This is a genomic window from Robinsoniella peoriensis (assembly GCF_000797495.1).
Lineage (GTDB): Bacteria > Bacillota > Clostridia > Lachnospirales > Lachnospiraceae > Robinsoniella > Robinsoniella peoriensis.
In genome coordinates, this window is sequence record NZ_JTGN01000018.1 from 81,162 (window position 1) to 99,787 (window position 18,626).

The 18,626-nt window shown below is 42.2% G+C and carries 13 protein-coding genes; 10 read left to right on the top strand and 3 right to left on the bottom strand.

Annotated features, from left to right (window positions below; all coding sequences use genetic code 11):
• Positions 1-102 precede the first annotated feature (102 nt).
• From QR40_RS26055 to QR40_RS26085, 7 genes are all read left to right on the top strand, one after another.
• Positions 103-1,965 (top strand): sensor histidine kinase, encoded by a 1,863-nt coding sequence (locus QR40_RS26055; RefSeq protein ID WP_152614291.1) that lies wholly within the window; start codon positions 103-105, stop codon positions 1,963-1,965.
• Entirely contained in the window at positions 1,965-3,524 is a 1,560-nt protein-coding gene (locus QR40_RS26060) for a response regulator (protein ID WP_027295006.1), read from the top strand. Before QR40_RS26055 ends, QR40_RS26060 begins: the two co-directional genes overlap by 1 nt.
• A 368-nt stretch (positions 3,525-3,892) precedes the next feature.
• Positions 3,893-5,014 (top strand): RNA-guided endonuclease InsQ/TnpB family protein, encoded by a 1,122-nt coding sequence (locus QR40_RS26065; protein WP_044297481.1) that lies wholly within the window; start codon positions 3,893-3,895, stop codon positions 5,012-5,014.
• A 165-nt stretch (positions 5,015-5,179) separates the two neighbouring features.
• Complete coding sequence (locus tag QR40_RS26070; protein ID WP_160295876.1) at positions 5,180-5,500, top strand: hypothetical protein; 321 nt, start codon at positions 5,180-5,182, stop codon at positions 5,498-5,500.
• Positions 5,501-5,755: 255 nt separating this feature from the next.
• The gene (locus tag QR40_RS26075; RefSeq protein WP_044297509.1) at positions 5,756-7,864 is read left to right on the top strand and encodes a glycoside hydrolase family 3 C-terminal domain-containing protein; all 2,109 of its coding nucleotides are present in this window, start codon (positions 5,756-5,758) and stop codon (positions 7,862-7,864) included.
• Between the two features lie 127 nt (positions 7,865-7,991).
• Complete coding sequence (locus QR40_RS26080) at positions 7,992-9,068, top strand: DUF4340 domain-containing protein (RefSeq protein WP_044297483.1); 1,077 nt, start codon at positions 7,992-7,994, stop codon at positions 9,066-9,068.
• A gap of 40 nt (positions 9,069-9,108) precedes the next feature.
• Positions 9,109-10,152, top strand: coding sequence for an NAD(P)-dependent alcohol dehydrogenase (locus QR40_RS26085; RefSeq protein WP_044297510.1), 1,044 nt, complete (start codon positions 9,109-9,111; stop codon positions 10,150-10,152).
• A gap of 177 nt (positions 10,153-10,329) precedes the next feature.
• Here the strand turns inward: QR40_RS26085 and QR40_RS26090 are convergent, their stop codons facing one another.
• Complete coding sequence (locus QR40_RS26090; RefSeq protein WP_044297484.1) at positions 10,330-11,880, bottom strand: nitrite/sulfite reductase; 1,551 nt, start codon at positions 11,878-11,880, stop codon at positions 10,330-10,332.
• A 197-nt stretch (positions 11,881-12,077) separates the two neighbouring features.
• On the opposite strand from QR40_RS26090, the gene tdh reads away from it, so the two are divergent.
• The gene (tdh, locus tag QR40_RS26095) at positions 12,078-13,142 is read left to right on the top strand and encodes an L-threonine 3-dehydrogenase (protein ID WP_044289502.1); all 1,065 of its coding nucleotides are present in this window, start codon (positions 12,078-12,080) and stop codon (positions 13,140-13,142) included.
• Between the two features lies 1 nt (position 13,143).
• The gene (locus tag QR40_RS26100) at positions 13,144-14,325 is read left to right on the top strand and encodes a glycine C-acetyltransferase (RefSeq protein WP_044297485.1); all 1,182 of its coding nucleotides are present in this window, start codon (positions 13,144-13,146) and stop codon (positions 14,323-14,325) included.
• Positions 14,326-14,435: 110 nt separating this feature from the next.
• Here the strand turns inward: QR40_RS26100 and QR40_RS26105 are convergent, their stop codons facing one another.
• Complete coding sequence (locus QR40_RS26105) at positions 14,436-16,529, bottom strand: alpha-amylase family protein (RefSeq protein WP_044297486.1); 2,094 nt, start codon at positions 16,527-16,529, stop codon at positions 14,436-14,438.
• Positions 16,530-17,035: 506 nt separating this feature from the next.
• Here QR40_RS26105 and QR40_RS26110 point away from each other — a divergent pair.
• A complete protein-coding gene (locus QR40_RS26110) occupies positions 17,036-18,463 on the top strand; it encodes an ABC transporter substrate-binding protein (protein ID WP_044289501.1) in 1,428 nt (475 codons plus the stop codon).
• A 29-nt stretch (positions 18,464-18,492) separates the two neighbouring features.
• Here the strand turns inward: QR40_RS26110 and QR40_RS33885 are convergent, their stop codons facing one another.
• A complete protein-coding gene (locus QR40_RS33885; RefSeq protein WP_394910275.1) occupies positions 18,493-18,612 on the bottom strand; it encodes a DUF6783 domain-containing protein in 120 nt (39 codons plus the stop codon).
• Positions 18,613-18,626 lie beyond the last annotated feature (14 nt).

Sequence of the window (18,626 nt, forward strand, 5' to 3'; positions counted from 1 at the left end):
TGTGAAATATAATAAGGGAATGCAATAGCAGGAAGTTCATACTGCAAACAGAATCATGGAAAACCATAAGACGATTTCACCTTCAATCAGGTGGAATCGTTTGTGTACTTTAGAAGGATGGCAGGTGGTGCGATGTTTAAAAACTTGAGAATTTACTTTGAACGCATGAATTTTGATAAAAAGATGAAATTTTTCCTGTCCATGGCGGTAGTTGTCAGTACCATGTGTATTTTGAGCATCTCCACGATTTCTTCTGTTAAGTCTGTTCGTGAGAAGACGATGGCACTAGCTATGGAACAGATTAATACTTTGGCAGAGAATTATCAAAGTGGCTTGAATAATTACAAGGCAATTGCCTGGTCAATTGTCATGGATAAAAATGTACAGGCATATCTAAAGTATAATAATGCAGCCGGAAAGGACACTGACAAAAACAGTGAGCAAAGCAGCGAGGAAAAGGCGCAGTCTGCCATAACCCAGGTAGAGAATACCAACAAGGCCACCAATACCCTGTCTAACGTAAAGAATCTGCAGTCAAATCTGAATTTCCTGGGGGTGGTATCCAATACCGGCAGTTATCTGTATAAAGGGGATAACGGCCTGGCGGTAACAGGATTTGAGGAAACTTATCAAAAGGATTATGACAGCAGCAGCTTTGCCGGTTATGGGGAAATGCGTTATACCTATAACAATGCTTATTTTAAGGGCAGCCGATATACCCTTAATATTTATCAGCCTATCTATGATACCAGCTACGTAGGAAAAAAGCTGGGTCTTCTGTGTATGAATATCAACGAGACAACTTTGATTCAGATAGGCAGTAAAGCAAACCGGAAAATTGATTCTATCACCTGCCTGGTGGGGCTGGAAGGAAATGTAGTGACATCCTCGGAACCGGATTCCGTCATGGATGAAGTGGATTATAAAAATCTCTTGACTGGTACAGAAGGAAATTTTAAAAAATCCGGTAAATTATACCTCTATAAAAGACTTGGAATCTGGGATTTTTATATGGTGATGGTCATTCCGGAGTTTGAATTATACAGGGACAGCATTATGACTATGGCGATGTTATCCGTCGTGATTCTGTTTTTGGTGGCAATTGTACTTGTGCAGAGCAGCCGGATCGTCCATAAGGCATATCAGCCGCTGGATAAAGTGATCAGCAAGATGGACAGCGTATCTGAAGGAAAATTTGATACCCGTATAAAGGAAGAAAAAATGGGCCAGGATTTTCAGAAATTATCCCATGGATTTAACGAGATGATGGACCGGATTGTTGAGTTAATGGAGCAGGTGAAGGTGGAACAGCATCAGATGGAACAGATCCGCTTTAATGCACTGCAGTCCCAGATACAGCCGCATTTTCTGTATAATACGCTGGACTGTATCCACTGGCAGACGCTTGCCAACGGAGATCTGGAGAGCTCCACCATGGTGAAAGCCCTGGCAAGTTATTACCGGATCTGCCTGAGTAAAGGAAAGGATATTATCCAATTATCCCAGGAACTGGAGCATATTAAAAGTTACCTCACCATTCAAAATATCCGTTATGATCACATCATACAAAGTGAAATTGATATTTCGGAAGAGTATTTCAATGTCAAGATCCCCAAAATGACTCTGCAGCCATTGATTGAAAATTCTATTTACCACGGGCTGAAGATTAAGGAAGGGAAGAAAGGAAAGGTGACAATCCGCGCTAATCAAGATGGGGAGGATCTGATCATTATTATGGCGGACAGCGGAACTGGTATGACCCGGGATCAGATTGATGAAATGAATGCGTCTATCTCCCAGTATGATGAGACCTTTGGATATGGAGTGAGAAATGTTAATAAACGGATCGAGATTCTGTATGGGGACGGGTACGGGCTGCGCTACAGCTGCAATGAGCAGGGCGGTGTGACGGTGCGGATACGCCTGCCTCTGGAGCAGGAAATACAATACAAGGGGGTACTTTAATGTATAAAGTGTTAATTGTGGATGATGAAAAAATGATACGTATGGGAATTAAAAATATAATTCCATGGAATGCCATCGGTTTTCAGGAAGTATTTGCCGCCGCTTCGGGAAATGAGGCATTGAAGATTATAGAAGAGCATATGCCGGATGTAATGATTACGGATATTCAGATGACAGAGATGACCGGTTTGCAGTTGATTGAACAGGTAAAAGCCATTAAAAGTGATATGCGCATTGTAGTTCTGACCGGTTATGACAGCTTTGACTATGCCAGGGAATGCCTGAGGATGCAGGTAGTGGATTTTTTGTTAAAGCCCATCGATGAGGACCTTCTGACTCAGCTGATGAAGGATCAGGCGGAATATCTGGATCAGAAAAATCTGGAGGAGAAGCTCGCCAGCCGAATGCAGAGAACCCAGGGTGCATCTGCCCAGATGCAGCTGGAGGAATATATGCGGGATCTGGTACATAATCGTCTGGCAGATCTGTCAGGGTTTCAAAATCTGCTGCTGGAAAACCGTTATGCTGTGGAGCAGAAATTACAGATCGTGATATTGGTACCGACACTGTATGCGGATAATAAGGATATATCTGAAAATTTCCGTGCCATGTCCATCAAGAATATCTGCATTGGCATGGTGGATGCCAGAGAAGAAGGAATTACCTTCATGGATGACGATGGAAAAATTATTCTGGCATATTTTTCAGGAGAGCAGGCAGATGAGACAGTGGAGCGGGTAGAACAGCTGAATCATATTTTGAAAGATGAGTTCAACAGTATGCCAAAAGCTGTAATTGGCAGCAGTGTAGAGGGATTTAAAAATCTCTATGTCTCTTACAACGATGCCAAATATCTGCTGGAACATGAAAAAGAAAATATCCACGAAATTATCCAGTCCTATAATGCCCAGAGCAGAGTTTCCATGTTCCAGCAGATCTATATGGAGCTGAAAAATGTCATGACTGCAAATGTCGGTAACTCTGATTATGTATTAAAAGCATTCCAGACATTCTGCAAGGCAACAGAGTCATACAATTTATCCAGTGCGTATGTCCGCAGATGCTGTTTTGAGATAGCCGCAGTGCTGTACTTTTCTTATATCAGTGATTCCGGGGAAGCCACAGACAGTAAAATTAATGCCCTCCTGCAGTCCCTTTTGCATGCCCAGCGGGAAGAAGCCTGTGAAATTACACGTAATTATATCGTGCAGCTATTTAGTAAAGAAGAGTTAAACATTCATGAGATCGTATCAAAGGCTAAGAAATACATAGATCAGTATCTGGGAGAAGAACTGTCGGTAGCAAATATAGCAGCGGATCTCTATATTACCCCAAATTATTTTTCGCGGCTTTTTAAAAAGGTCTGCGGGGAAGGGTGCAACGAATACATCGTGCGCAAGAGGATAGAAAAGGCAAAATTCTTATTAGAAACATCAAATATGAAGACGGGGAAAATTGCAATGCTAGTGGGGTACCGGGATACGAATTATTTTTCATTGGCATTTAAGAAGCATGCCGGGGTTTCGCCTACGAAGTATAGGGAGAATGTGCGGGTGTGAGAATATTTCAAATTGTCTTTGGCGAAGGGTCAGGCTTATTGCATATTTTTTCTTGTGGCTTTCGGGTCCATCAGCGTAGTGATGGACCCGGATTGTACTGTAAAGGGAAAATACCCTATCCGAAACATTTCTTGAAAAACTGCTTGCGTATAAACACTCTCTTTGCTATAATAAACTCACCAGCGGCAGGAAGCCGCACCATTTCTGAAATTCTGATATATAAATTCTAAGGATTCTTAACAGTACAGTTCCGTACAATATTCCATTATCCTAATTAACGCACTTAAGGTATAAGCAGTTAAATTTGTGAAAGACCAGTTGTAAGCGAGCAAACCAAGCAAAGAAAATGATTTAGGAGTTGTTAGAAAATGATACGAGTCAAGAGAATTAGATTATATCCTACCGGGGAGCAAGAAGAAAAAATGTGGAAGTCCGTAGGTACTGCACGATTTATTTATAACTGGACACTTGGAAAACAACAAGAGAACTACAAACAAGGTGGTAAGTTTATATGCGATAATGAGTTAAGAAAACAAATTACCAATCTCAAAAAGAGCGACCTTGTTTGGCTAAACGAAGTGTCAAATAACGTGGCAAAGCAGGCTGTAAAAGATGGTTGCGATGCTTATAAGAAGTTCTTCAAAGGAATGACTGAAAGACCTAGGTTTAAAAGTAGGAAGAAAACGAAACCTAGCTTTTACAATGATACGTCTAAGCTAAAGGTAAATGCAAAAGCTGTTTTATTAGAGAAGATTGGTTGGGTAACTATTAGACCGAATCAATTACCTCTATCTCCATGTAAATACATCAACCCCAGAATTTCGTTTGACGGGAAGTATTGGTATTTGTCCATAGGGTTGGACCAAGAACAGCCATATGTAGAACTTACCGGAGAAAGCATAGGTATTGATGTTGGCATCAAAGACCTGGCCATTTGTAGTAACGGCATGACATTCAAAAATATCAATAGGACAAGAGTTATCAGGCAAATGGAGAAAAGACTGCGTAGGTTACAACGCAAGGTATCTAACAAATACCAACAAAATAAAAATGGAAAGGAGTATGTCAAAACAAGTAACATTATAAAACTTGAAAGAAAAATAAAGTTATTGCATAGAAGATTAGCCAACATAAGAGTAAATCACTTGCACCAGGTAACGAACAGGATAGTGAAAACCAAACCATCTCAAATCGTTATGGAAACACTTAATATCAAAGATATGATGAAGAACCGACATTTATCAAAAGCGATTGCACAGCAATGCCTGTATGAGTTTAAAAGACAAATACAATACAAATGTGAGTGGAATGGTATCGCATGTATAGAAGCTGATAAATGGTTCGCATCATCTAAGATTTGTAGTGGTTGTGGCAACAAAAAACAAAAACTTTCACTATCAGAAAGAGTTTACAAATGTGATAGTTGTGGTCTTGTAATTGACAGAGATTATAATGCATCATTAAACCTTTCAAGATACGAATTAGCGTAATATCACTTAACGAAAATGCTAATATGTACCATTCGTTGTATGGGAATTTAAGGCTCTGGACTGTTATAGCAAACGAAAGTAGCTTTTAGCCAAATCGGACAGGGTGAACGAGCAATTAAACATAACTTTATAAAGTTCTATAAGGATTTGGCAACGGTGATGCAGGTGATTTTAACAGAATATGATGAGGATTGGCATATAGAGAATGAAAAAAGGGATAGTTTTGCAAAAGGCATGGAGCTTGGGCAGCGCAAGGGTATGGAGATTGGGCAGCGCAAGGGCATGGAACTTGGAGTGCAAAGGGCAAAAGTGGAAGCTGTAAAGATTTTAATCGCAATCTGTCAGGAATTTTATTTATCACCGGAAGAGATAAAAGAAAAAATAAAGGACAAGTATAACCTGACAGAAGAAGAAGCGAAAGCAGCATTAGAAGCATATGAATCCCACGATGTTCCATTTCAGACGGAAGAGGGAACCAATAAATAAACAGGATAATATTTTATAGATAATGGTCATTTTATTTAATGTTATTCAATTTTTCCCTGTGTTATAGTAGTGTTATTAACTTATAAAATTGTGCTCGTGAAGATAGTTGCACTGCAAGCAAGAAATGTGATAATGTTGGAGTATAAGGTTGGAAGAAAAATTATTTATAGAAAGGAAGCCACGCTGTAATTCTTTCAACCTGTTTTATTTGTGGCAGTATTACAGGCAGGCCTGTAATATGCAATGGGTATATTTATGAGAAACAGGGAAGAAGCAAGAAAAAAAGCAAAAGAGCTGGTAGCACAGATGACTTTGGAGGAAAAAGCCTCTCAGTTAAAATATGATGCACCGCCGATTAAAAGATTAGGTGTTCCGGCATATAACTGGTGGAATGAAGCACTTCACGGTGTTGCAAGGGCGGGAACGGCAACCAGTTTTCCGCAGGCAATTGGCATGGCGGCCATGTTTGACGAGGAAATGTTGAAAAAAATCGCCGATACCATTGCAACAGAAGGACGTGCGAAATACAATGCATATTCGGCAAAAGGAGATCGGGATATATACAAGGGGCTTACTTTCTGGTCACCTAATGTAAATATTTTCCGGGATCCAAGATGGGGACGGGGACATGAAACATATGGGGAAGATCCTTATCTGACCAGCCGTTTGGGTGTTGCATTTGTAGAAGGGCTGCAAGGGGAGAAAGAGGTGATGAAAACGGCTGCCTGTGCAAAACACTATGCCGTTCACAGCGGACCGGAAGCATTGCGCCACGAATTTAACGCTGTTGCCACCAGGAAGGATATGGGAGAAACCTACCTTCCGGCATTTGAAGCACTTGTAAAAGAAGCAGGGGTAGAGTCAGTAATGGGAGCTTATAACCGTACAAATGGAGAACCCTGCTGCGGAAGCAATACTTTAATTCGTGATATTTTAAGAGAACAGTGGGGATTTGAAGGGCATTTCGTATCGGACTGCTGGGCAATAAAAGATTTTCATGAACATCATAGAATCACCCAGGATGCAAAAGAATCTGCAGCACTGGCGCTGAAGGCCGGATGTGATTTGAATTGCGGAGTTACGTACCTGTATATTTTAAAGGCATATCAGGATGGGCTGGTGACGGAAGAGGATATTACCCAGGCAGCAGAGAGGCTGTTTACCACCAGATATCTGCTTGGATTATTTGATGGAAGTGAATATGATGAAATACCATACGAAGTAGTGGAATGTAAGGAACATATACAACTAGCCCAGGATGCAGCCAGAAAGAGTGCAGTTCTACTAAAAAATAATGGGGTATTGCCGTTAAAGAAAAATGAGATTAAGACAATTGGTGTAATTGGTCCGAATGCAGACAGCCGTGTGGCGCTGATTGGAAATTATCATGGTACGGCATCCAGATATATTACAGTACTGGAAGGCATTCAGGATGAAGCGGGAGACGATATCCGAGTTCTGTATTCGGAAGGCAGCGGACTCTGGAACCGTAAAACAGAGAGCCTTGCATGGGATCAGGATCGAATATCGGAAGCACAGATTGTTGCGGAACACAGCGATGTGGTGGTATTGGTGGTAGGTTTGGATGAAACGCTGGAAGGGGAAGAGATGGATCAGGGAAACCATGTGGGTTCCGGAGACAAGGAAGACCTGAAGCTCCCCGCAGTACAGGAAGAATTGATAGAAAAAGTCCTGGAAACCGGCAAACCAACCATTGTGGTACTGATGGCAGGGAGTGCAATTGATTTAAGTTATGCAGACAAACATGCAGATGCAATCCTGCAGGCATGGTATCCGGGCGCAGGCGGAGGAAAAGCAATTGCCGACCTGTTATTCGGTAAGGCATCACCTTCCGGAAAACTTCCTGTAACGTTCTACCGGAATCTGGAGCATATGCCGGCCTTTGAAGACTACAGCATGGAGAACAGGACCTATCGGTATATGGAAGAAGAAGCATTGTATCCATTTGGGTATGGTCTCACATACGGAAATGTGGAAGTGGAAGAAGCCGGATTTACCATAATGCCGAAGAAAAATCAGGATTTTGAAGTAGAGGTAACCCTTGCCAACCGGGGCGGTACAGCGGTTGAAGAGGTGGTCCAGGTATATGTGAAAGATATGAAATCTGCTTTGGCGGTAAAAAATTATAGCCTGTGTGCATTTAAACGTGTGGCTCTGGCTTCAGAAGAAACGGTAAAAGTAACGTTAAGAGTGCAGGCATCGGCTTTGAAAGCAGTTGATGAAGATGGCAGAAGAGTTTTAGACAGTGATGAATTTACGTTATACGCCGGAATTTCCCAGCCGGATCACAGAAGCGTACAGCTGATGCACAGTTCACCAGTGGAATTGAAGATTAAATTGTAGGTCACAAAGCATGGCAATCTTACATAGCCATGTGCCCTTCATTTGAAACAAATCTCCCGGAAAGTGTGATGCTCAGTTGTCAGAAAGCAAATTTAAAACACGCTCTAAAGCAGAAAAGAGGCTTAAAATGAGAAAACGACATTTATTAGGTATCGCCTTATTAATGATATCGGCGGCAGTGTGTACATTTGGGTGCAGCAGTTCTGGCGAAATAAAGGAATCACAAACTTCGGCTGTCAGTAAGAAGGAAGGGCAGTCAGTGACATCTAAGGCTCCTGTGGCGGAGGAGTCAGAAGAGCATACGGCCAAACAGAAGACAGAACTTAAAAGCGCAGAAAAACCTGAGTTTGCCGCAAGTGAAGTCAGACGTGCTGCAATTTCTGTGGGAGGAAAGGATGTATTTGAAATAATCTATGCTCCAAGGGAATATAAAAGTAATTTTGCGTATTGGGATATTATTACGCCATATAAATCACTGGTAATGGTGGATACGGAAGAAATGTTCAATCTGTATAATACTCTTGCAGCGTGGAAATTCAGCAATACTGCTCAATTAAAAGAAGGGGAAGACACGGGACTGTCAGACCCAGCGGCAAGTATTGCCATAGATTACTGTGATTTGAAATCGGAGTCGGATACTGCCAATGCCAATCCGGACACTACCTGTCTGATTAAGTTCGGTAAGAAAGATGAACAGGGCAATTATTATACTCAGATCGAGGGATTTGACACCGTTTATAAAATTTCATCCAGTGCGGTAGATCCGGTGCTCATGGTAAATCCATACGATTATATTTTGAAGATCTGCTGTCTGGTGGACTATACAACAGTGGATAAAGTGGAAATAAATGCTGGTGAAAGCTCACATGTTATAGATGTGAATGCCGCACAGAAAAAATATGCATTTGATAAAAAAGAAGTTGATGAGAAAACATTTTCAACATTATATCAGGCATTGATGGGAGTCATTGTTAAGGGCGAGCCGGAAGATAAAAAGACAGATAAAGTAAAAGAAGAAAAGCCGGTTTTACAGATTGATTTTCAGAGGAATATGGAAAATGCGCCGGATATCACGGTTGCTTTTATACCCTATGACGATGAATACTGCCTGGCAAGTATAAATGAAAATGAATTTTTTCTCGTATCAAAAGAAGATGTGGAATTATTGGCACAACAAGTAAAGGAAGCATTCCATAATGCTTAAATTAACAACATTCTTACACAGGATCCAGGGAGGACAGAACATGGAAGGTATCATGAAGACAGCAGTTATGACAGGTATCCGAAAAGTAGAAGTAACGAATCGGCCGATTCCGGTGCCTGCAGAAAATGAGGTATTGGTAAAGATAGAGTATGTAGGAATCTGCGGTTCCGATCTGCATTATTATGAAGCTGGAAGAATAGGGGATTTTATCGTAGAACCACCATTTATACTTGGTCATGAAGCAGGAGGAATCGTAGTTGAGACAGGAAGTAACGTGAGGAATCTGAAAGTTGGGGACCGTGTTGCACTGGAACCGGGGAAGACCTGCGGAACATGTGAATTTTGTAAGAGCGGCAAATATAATCTTTGTCCGGATGTGGTGTTTTTTGCTACGCCTCCTGTAGACGGAGTATTTCAGGAATATGCCGTACATGATGCCGGACTTTGTTTTCCGATTCCTGATAATATGAGTACAATGGAAGCAGCGCTTATTGAGCCGCTGGCTGTGGGGCTTCATGCAGCGATACAGGGCGGTGCAGGTATCGGACAGACTGCAGTAGTTACCGGGGCAGGCTGCATTGGTCTGGTAAGCCTGATGGCGCTTAAAGCTATGGGTGTATCACGAGTGTATGTGGTGGATGTAATGGAAAAACGGCTTCAAAAGGCATTGGAATTAGGAGCAGACGGAGTCATAAATGGAAGAGAAGAAGACGCTGTAGCTAAAATTATGGAATGGACCAATGGTGCAGGGTGTGATTTATCCATTGAAACTGCTGGAACAGAAATCACAACTACACAATTAATCCAGATGGCAAAAAAAGGTTCCACCATTGTTTTGGTTGGCTACAGTGCATCCGGAAAATTAACCCTGCCGGTTAGTACTGCATTAGATAAAGAACTGACTTTTAAAACAGTTTTCCGGTACCGTAATATCTATCCGATGGCGATAGAAGCGGTGGCTCAGGGAAAGATTAAAATTAAAGATATTGTTACAAATATTTTTGAACTGGATGAGATTGCAGATGCGCTGGAGCAGAGTGTGGAAAATAAGGCAGATATAGTGAAAGGTGTTATTAAAATATAAATTATAGAGAAAATCTTGGATGTAATATTGATTTAAATGATAAAATATTAAATATTAAAGTAAAAAATATGGGTTTTTGGATAGTAAAAAGCATCCGAAAGTCCCATATTTTTTAACTGCAAAGTTTACCGGAAAGGCAGATTTTCAATGTCCCTTTTCGTTTTGGGAATATTTTTGTTAAATCAGATATTTCCCGGCTAATTCCATAAATGCTTCTCTTTTCGATTCATAAAAATCAGTAAAATCTTTTTGCTCAGTAATCAGATTCTTGGCAAGGGCAGCCATGAATTCCGGGATAGACGATGCAGCCATGACGCCCAGAATCTCACCCATTTCTGTAACATCTGCACCGATCTTTCCATTTACCTGAATTTCAAATGCATCAATTACTTCGTTATTGACCCGTTTTTTCTTACCGGCAAATCCAATCTGCGCCATCTGGTGTCTGGAACAGCTGTTGGGGCAGCCACTGATATGAACGGACGGCAGTACGTCTTCCTGAATGCCGGCTTCTTTCAGTTCCGTTATGATACCCTGGCACAGAGACTGGCTTTGCATAATGCCAATCTGACAGGTAGGCGTTCCCACGCAGCTTACGCTCATTTGTATTTTGGTAGTCATTAGTTTACTTTCTGCAAAATGTAAAAATTCTTCTGCCTGGGATTTGTTTAGATTGCGTACATACAATTCTTCATTCATGCTCAGCCGAAGTTCGGCATCGGGGCATTTTTCCAGAAGTCCTGCCAAGTTTAAAAGTGCATTTTTTTCCAGCTGACCGCAGAGGGGATGAAGAACTACGGTGTAATAACCGGCCTGTTTTTGGGGTATGCAGATATTGGACGGAGAGAGTTCTGGTTCCCATGGGTTTTCTTCGGAGCGCTCTGCTTTTATTTCATCAAATTTTACTTTTTCTTTTATTTGGAAGAGATATTCCCTGTAAGTTTTTAAGAAATTTTCCTCACCCATTCGTCTGGGGATAAATCGAATGCGGGCTTTCGATTTGTTCTGATAATCGCCCTCTGCTTTAAACAATTGTGTTATCGCTTCGATATGATACATTACATCTTCCGGTGGAATTGGTTCATCATATGGAATTCCAGCTGCCGGACCGCTTCCAAGACCGCCAGCAAGCCAGACGCGGAACATGGGTTTTTTATTTTCTTCAATAGCCATAAATCCAATATCCGTTAAAGTTGCACATGCGGTATCTTCCGGACCGGATGAAAAAGCTGCTTTTAATTTACGGGGAAGCTTGTAGTGGGGAGCATTGACCGTAAAGTAACTCCCGACCTGCAGCGCATAAGGTGTCACGTCAAAAGGTTCTCCCTTCTGCACACCTGCCAGAGGAGAAAGCGCTACATTACGCGGGAAATTTCCACCGCCGCCTCTGGTGAAGAGACCATGGTCGATGGCATTGTCCATAATATCGCATACCTCGTCCAGAGAAAGGTCATGCAGCTGTACAGCCTGTCTGGTTGTGAGATGTATTTTATCAAGATTATATTGATCTGCATAATGCAGTATAAGATTAAAATGTTCCCGGCTGATTACTCCGGACGGTGTTCTGAGCCTTATCATAAATTTGCCGTTTTCTTTCTGGGCATAACAGCCCATCCCACCTGATTTTCCTTTGAATTCCATGCGTGAAATTTCACCGTTTAAAAAAGCATGGCCTGCAGAGCGAAATGCGGGGATTTCATCTTTGAGCAGTTGTTTACAGGATTCCATTTATACTACCTCCAATTTCATATGTCTGTTAAAAATATATTATATCCCATTCGATGTATAATAAAAAGTTTTAATTTAATTTTTTAAAATGCCTATTGATTTTTTTTACAGAATATGCTATTTTGTATTTGAGAGAAAGACAAAAACTTGGAATATGTGCGCTATACAAAGACAAATATCTTCTTAGGAGGGAACGTATGCAGAAAAAAATGTATGCACTTGTAAAAGAAACCAGGGGTCCGGGGCTGGTTTTAAAGAAAGTTGAGGTACCGCCAGTAGGAAGGGCGGATGTGAAGATTAAGATTCATTATACGTCGATCTGCGGAACGGATCTGCACATTTATAATTGGGATAAGTGGTCCCAGGAGACGATAGTACCGCCGCTGACTATCGGACATGAGTTTGTAGGTGAGGTAGCAGAGCTGGGAGATGAAGTGACCGGCTTTAAGCTGGGGGATATTGTGTCGGGAGAAGGGCACATTGTCTGTGGATCCTGCCGTCACTGCAAAGCCGGAAGGTGGCATTTATGCAAACAGACACAGGGAGTCGGCGTGAACCGTTCCGGTGCATTTGCGGAATATCTGGTCATACCGGCAACAAATGTGGTGAAATGCGAAAAAGGAATCCGGGAAGAACTTTGCTCCTCGTTTGACCCATTGGGAAATGCAGTCCATACGGCACTTACCTTCAATCTGGTAGGTGAGGATGTTCTGATTACGGGAGCAGGTCCGATTGGGATTATGGCGGCTGCAGTGTGTAGACATGTAGGTGCAAAACATGTTGTTATTACTGACATTAATGATTACCGGCTTCATCTGGTAAGAGAAATATGTGATGAATATGTTTATCCGGTAAATGTGGCAAAAGAGGATATCAGGGAAGTGATGAAACATCTGGGTATCTGTGAAGGCTTTGATATTGGTCTGGAGATGTCCGGAAATGGATCTGCATTCAATATGATGCTGGATAACCTGTACAATGGCGGCAGGGTAGCAATGCTGGGAATCCAAAGTGACAAAACATTAATCGACTGGAATAAGGTCGTATTTAAATGCCTGGACATCAAAGGCGTTTATGGAAGAGAAATGTTTGAGACCTGGTATAAGATGATGTCCATGCTGCAAAGCGGATTGAAACTGGATAAGATACTAACCCACAAATTTTCATTTCGGGAATTTGAAAAAGGGTTTGAAATAATGAACAGCGGTAATTGTGGAAAAGTTGTATTAGACTGGACGAATGCAGGAATGGAGGAAGTGTGAGATGAAAGCAGCGTATCAGATTTTTCAGGATACATTACAGGAAATTAAAAATGATGGTACATATAAAAATGAAAGAGTGATCGTGACACCACAAAAAGGACATATTGATACCGACAAGGTAAAAAACGTCATAAATATGTGTTCCAACAATTATCTGGGTCTGGCGGATAATAAAGAGATTATCGAAGCGGCAAAGAGCAGCTACGACCAGTGGGGATACGGATTATCCTCCGTACGTTTTATTTGTGGTACCCAGAAGATTCATAAGGATCTGGAGAAGTCCATTGCAGAATTTCTCCATATGGATGATACCATATTGTACTCATCCTGTTTTGACGCAAATGGGGGTTTATTTGAAACTTTATTGACGGATCAGGATGCGATTATCAGTGACAGCCTAAATCATGCCAGCATTATTGACGGTGTTCGTTTGTGTAAAGCTAAGAAATTCCGCTATAACAATAATGACATGGCTGATTTGGAACGCTGCCTGCAGGAAGCACAGGGAATGCGGATCAGGTTAATTGCAACCGATGGCGTATTTTCAATGGATGGCATTATTGCAGATTTGAAATCCATCTGTGATCTTGCCGATAAATACGATGCTTTGGTTATGGTAGATGACAGCCATGCAGTTGGATTTATGGGAGACGCAGGAGCCGGAACACCGGAATATTGCGGGGTTTCCGACAGAGTGGATATTATAACAGGAACACTTGGCAAGGCATTGGGCGGTGCCAGCGGCGGATACACCAGTGCAAAGCAGGAAATTATCGATTTACTGCGCCAGAAAAGCAGGCCATATCTGTTCTCCAATACTCTTGCTCCGGCAATTACCTGCGGTGCAATCAAGACACTTGAGCTGTTAAAGGAAAAAGGGGAGCACAGAGAAAAGCTCCATAAAAATACGGCTTATTTCCGTGAAGAGATGAAGAAAATGGGATTTGACATCGTAGAGAGTACCCACCCTATTGTAGCCGTCATGTTCTACGATGCGGTGACTGCGGCACGGGCAGCAGAGCGTATGCTGGAACTGGGCGTATACGTAGTAGGATTCTCCTATCCGGTCGTACCGAAAGGAAAAGCGAGAATCCGTACCCAGGTGTCAGCTGCACACAGCAAGGAAGATCTGGACTTTGTATTAGAGTGCTTTAAACGGGTAAAAGAAGAAATGGGAATTTAACATAGATGTAATTTTAAAGCAAGTGATATTTAAAGCAAATGATATTTAAAGCAAGTGATATTTAAGACAGATGTTGCTGCCGCAATAAAAGCGGCAGCAGCATCTGTCTTTTATTTCTTTTTACACAATATAATCTGCTGCAGGGTAAACGGGGGCAGTGCTGCACAGGTTCCGTTGCCTGACAGTGTGAGATCCTCCTGCTGTGGATAGACCAGTTTTGCACTTTCCACAGGATTCTTAAACATGATTTCGCCTGCGGGAATCGGCGGAGTATCTCCATGAAAGCGTTTTGGCAGCATGGAAATCTGGTGTATGATATATTCTGTTTCTGTTTCAAAAAATGCAGTCCGAATGATATCAGGCGTATCCGTTCTGTGGCGGACGGGCGGCTGTATTTGGGCTTTTAATAAAAGATCGGAAAATAAATCGTTTGTGTAAGGGTATTTTTCCGTTCCCGCCATTGTAAAAAAGTCAAATGCCAGATAAAATACATGCCCCTTTTGAAAGAGGTGGTGAAGAAGTGCAGGATAATTTGTTTTTTTACCGGGCGGAGGGCTCCACCAATTTACCCAGTGATCAAAATCGCATGATACACAGGGAAGGTCAAAATGCAGCATTTCCATAATAGCAGATTCCGCACTCTGGCTGCTTTTTTCAGAAAGTGCTTCGACTTCCAGAAAGTGCTCGCTGACCGGAGGGGTGGTGCAGGCGATGAGACCGGTAAAGGGCTGGGATGAATCTGGGCGCAGGTAAGCGGACCAGCGGTTGGATGTATATTCCCGGTGAACTTTTGCGGGGCCGCATCCGAACAGCCTGTGCAGGGCAGAACACTCCCGCAGGGTGGAATCGGCATTCCAAAGTCCGGTCTGTCCGGAGGAGATAAGGCAGCCGCCGGAGGCCACATAATCTTCCACCAATGATACTGTTGCTGCCTGTATGACATAGACCTCCGGCAGCAGTAGCATGTCATATTCTTTCAGAAGAGATTTCGTCAGACAGCTCTCCGGCAGAATGTTATAGGGGATCTTGGCATATTCACACAACTGCATGGCGCCAAGAATGGCGTTCAGATGCGGGTTATGCCGCTTCATCCGCAGAATTGCATCCGCACTGAGCGTTGGCATGTTGACAGCCTTGGAACAGTCACTTTGCAGAATACCAATGGATTTTACCGGGGTACGGTTTGTTAAATACGGTTCCATTTCTTCCAGAGCAGTGTACACAACACCAAGCCGCTTTGCCTCTTCCATGTCCAGAGTACCATCTGCGTGCTGGGAACCGCTGTACATGCCAACCCGGCATCCCTGCGCTGCAATGGAGCTTAAGTCACAGAGATATTGGGAAACTGTATCGTAGTTATATACCTGGGAGGCTTCTCCCGGAACCAGGATAGGGTATTGTCCGATTGCGGTATCTCTGGCATAAGCAGAAGAAAACCAGTTATCCTTTAGAAGAGGTTCGGAAAACTGATAGTCCAGCAGATCTCTGACCGGTTTCGGATAATGGCAGGAAAAATTAACGGTTATGGCTAAACCGGGATCCACTGCTTTTAAGCGCTGCTTCACATCCAGCAGAAATTCTTGGGCATTATCATCTAAGAAATCTACCATGTCCGACATATGCAATCGGATGTCAGCCTCATCAGAAGGCAGGTCATAGCCATAGGCCGAATGAAACTTTTCCCTGCATTTCTCGCAATAACAGAGAGAAGACCCAAAAATATCCATAAATAAAGCATCCGGGTTATAATTTTGTACAATTTCTTCCATCTGGGACAGACAGTACTCCCGGTAACCTGTCTGATAACAGCACAAACTCCACCGGGCAAATTCATCTTCCCGGATCAGGGGAGCGCCATCCGGCTTTCTTGCCCGCCACTGAGGGAACTGCCTTGCAGCACCTTCATCGTATTCAATGCAGTAATAGGCAATAAATTCAATCTTTTTTTTCTTTAGAACGGTGCTGATTTCCTGTATCCAGTCCGTCTTTAAGCCCTGATGTTTCCGGGCGCCTTCCACTTTACTGTCGTAATAAGTAACACCCCAGTGGTCTTTGCAGTAAACCATAAGGGAATCAATATGCGAGGTATCAAAGAATTGCTCATATTCTGAAATATTCAGTTGGTCTAAAGTTACAACAGGAGGTTGGGGGGAATGATGATCGATCAGATAACAGCGCTTGCTGTTCTTGTATTTGCTGCTCATATTAGGTATCTCCTTTCAGGATAAAATGCCCTTGGGCAAAATGGAACCGGCATCCCAGTATCAATATCCAGATAAGAGTACATGCAAAAAAGAGTGTGTGTTATTGCCAGTATATAGAAGATGAGAGGGAAAGTCAATAACATAAATTTAATCTACCATATTGTCACCTTATCCCTGATAAAAGCCTGAATTGTACACAAATAAATACACAAAACCTTAAATTGAATTTATAAAAAATTAAAATGTATCTACAAAGTTGTCAGATTTAAAAATAATAGTGGGTAATTGAAAGATAAAAAATAGAAAATATGAAAATTACGTTGACAAAAGAGCTGCTAAATACTATAATATGCATACCAACTGGTCAGACCAGTCAAACCAATTAAAGAGAACGGCAAAGAGTGAATAAAGGAGGGCAGATTGTTTCACAGAAGATGTGTGCAGGCAGTGAAAATTGTGTTTTGGGGACATGATTTTTATAAAAAGTAAAAGGAGAAGGCAGTATTATGAAAAAGAGAATTTTAGCGGTTTTATTGGCGGCAACAATGGTTACGGGAATGATCCCCGGATGCGGCGGATCAAATCAGAAATCAGATGGCAAAACCACGGAAAAGTCTGCAGATTCTGAAAAGGCAGGAGAGACCGGAGGTGGCAAGGAAGCAGCGGGTACGCAGAAGTCGGATATTACGCTGCGGTTTATTGATGTAAATCCAAGCCCACAGAGACAGGCATATTATGAAGGCGTTTTTGAGAAATTCAAAGGAGAAACCGGAATTACCGTGGCTTATGAAAGTGTACCCTGGGATGATGCAGCTAATAAACTGACGGTACTTGGCACATCAGGCCAGCTTCCGGATGTAATGACAACCCATCCGTTATGGCTGGGACAGTTTACGGAATCCAACTGGGTACTTCCCATTGATGAATATGCAGAAGAGCATAAAGATGAATTTGTAGATATTATCAGTAAAAGCAACTGGGTTAATGAAAAAGCAAACTATGGACACATATATACCATTCCGGATGGATTTATGGTAAAGGGTATTTTCTATCGCAAAGACTGGGTAGAGGAAATCGGATATGAGATTCCTACCGGAGACGACTGGACTTATGAGGCATACTTTGACTTAATAAAGGCATTGACCGATAAAGAGAAAAAGAGATATGGCAACTCTTTCAGAGGGGCAAGAGGAGCATTCGATCCGCTGTTAGTTTATTTACAGACATTTACCGGTGGTTATGTGTACGATGAAGAAGGAAACTGCCTGTTAAATAAGCCGGAATGTGTAGATGCATTTGAAAAATGGTGTGCAGTATACAAAGATGGCTATGTACCGGAAGATTCCATTAACTGGGGATTTGTAGAGATGGTGGATAACTTTACAGGAGGATTAACCGGCACAATTTCCAATGACTCAGAAGTAGCCGTAGCATGTGAGACCAATATGAAACCGGAACAGTGGGGAGTACTGCCCATGCCGGTATCTACAGTTGACCACAAGCTATTGAATACTTCCAGCAGTCCTTATTCCTACACAATTTCAGCCCAGTCAGAACATCCGGATGAAGCGCTGATGCTGATGGACTACCTTGTAAAACCGGAAAACAATATTGAATATTGTAAGCTGGGCGGCTTGATTCCAATAAAAAAAGAAGCATCCAAGGATCCCACATATGGAGAAGACGGACCGTATGCAGCATTCTTAAACCAGTTAAATGATCCTGATTTTACCGTTCCGCCAATGTATGGACCATTTAACTACACCGATTTACATCAGGATACATTCCATGCAGAAATGCAGAAGTATTTGCTGGGCAAACAGTCTGCAGAAGATGTGCTGAATAACATATCCAATGAGTTAACAAAGAGAATGAAGGAATATCTGGCTGCAAATGAAGGGTCCGCCATAGAGAGCCCAAGAACATTACAGTAAAGCAAGTTCCATAAAGCAGAAAGCAGTTTTCAGACACGCCGGTCTACGTAACCTGAATTCGGGACAAATATGCCGCAAAGTGGGGCATGCAGATGGCGGGAATGAATTTTCAGACATGCTTTGGGGCGTATTAGATAATTGTAGCAGATAAACTGTCATATAG

Coding starts and splice junctions, on each gene's coding strand:
- QR40_RS26060 (WP_027295006.1), top strand. CDS start 1,965: ATGTATAAAGTGTTAATTGTGGATGATGAAAAAATGATACGTATGGGA.
- QR40_RS26065 (WP_044297481.1), top strand. CDS start 3,893: ATGATACGAGTCAAGAGAATTAGATTATATCCTACCGGGGAGCAAGAA.
- QR40_RS26075 (WP_044297509.1), top strand. CDS start 5,756: ATGAGAAACAGGGAAGAAGCAAGAAAAAAAGCAAAAGAGCTGGTAGCA.
- QR40_RS26080 (WP_044297483.1), top strand. CDS start 7,992: ATGAGAAAACGACATTTATTAGGTATCGCCTTATTAATGATATCGGCG.
- QR40_RS26085 (WP_044297510.1), top strand. CDS start 9,109: ATGGAAGGTATCATGAAGACAGCAGTTATGACAGGTATCCGAAAAGTA.
- QR40_RS26090 (WP_044297484.1), bottom strand. CDS start 11,880: ATGGAATCCTGTAAACAACTGCTCAAAGATGAAATCCCCGCATTTCGC.
- tdh (WP_044289502.1), top strand. CDS start 12,078: ATGCAGAAAAAAATGTATGCACTTGTAAAAGAAACCAGGGGTCCGGGG.
- QR40_RS26100 (WP_044297485.1), top strand. CDS start 13,144: ATGAAAGCAGCGTATCAGATTTTTCAGGATACATTACAGGAAATTAAA.
- QR40_RS26105 (WP_044297486.1), bottom strand. CDS start 16,529: ATGAGCAGCAAATACAAGAACAGCAAGCGCTGTTATCTGATCGATCAT.
- QR40_RS26110 (WP_044289501.1), top strand. CDS start 17,036: ATGAAAAAGAGAATTTTAGCGGTTTTATTGGCGGCAACAATGGTTACG.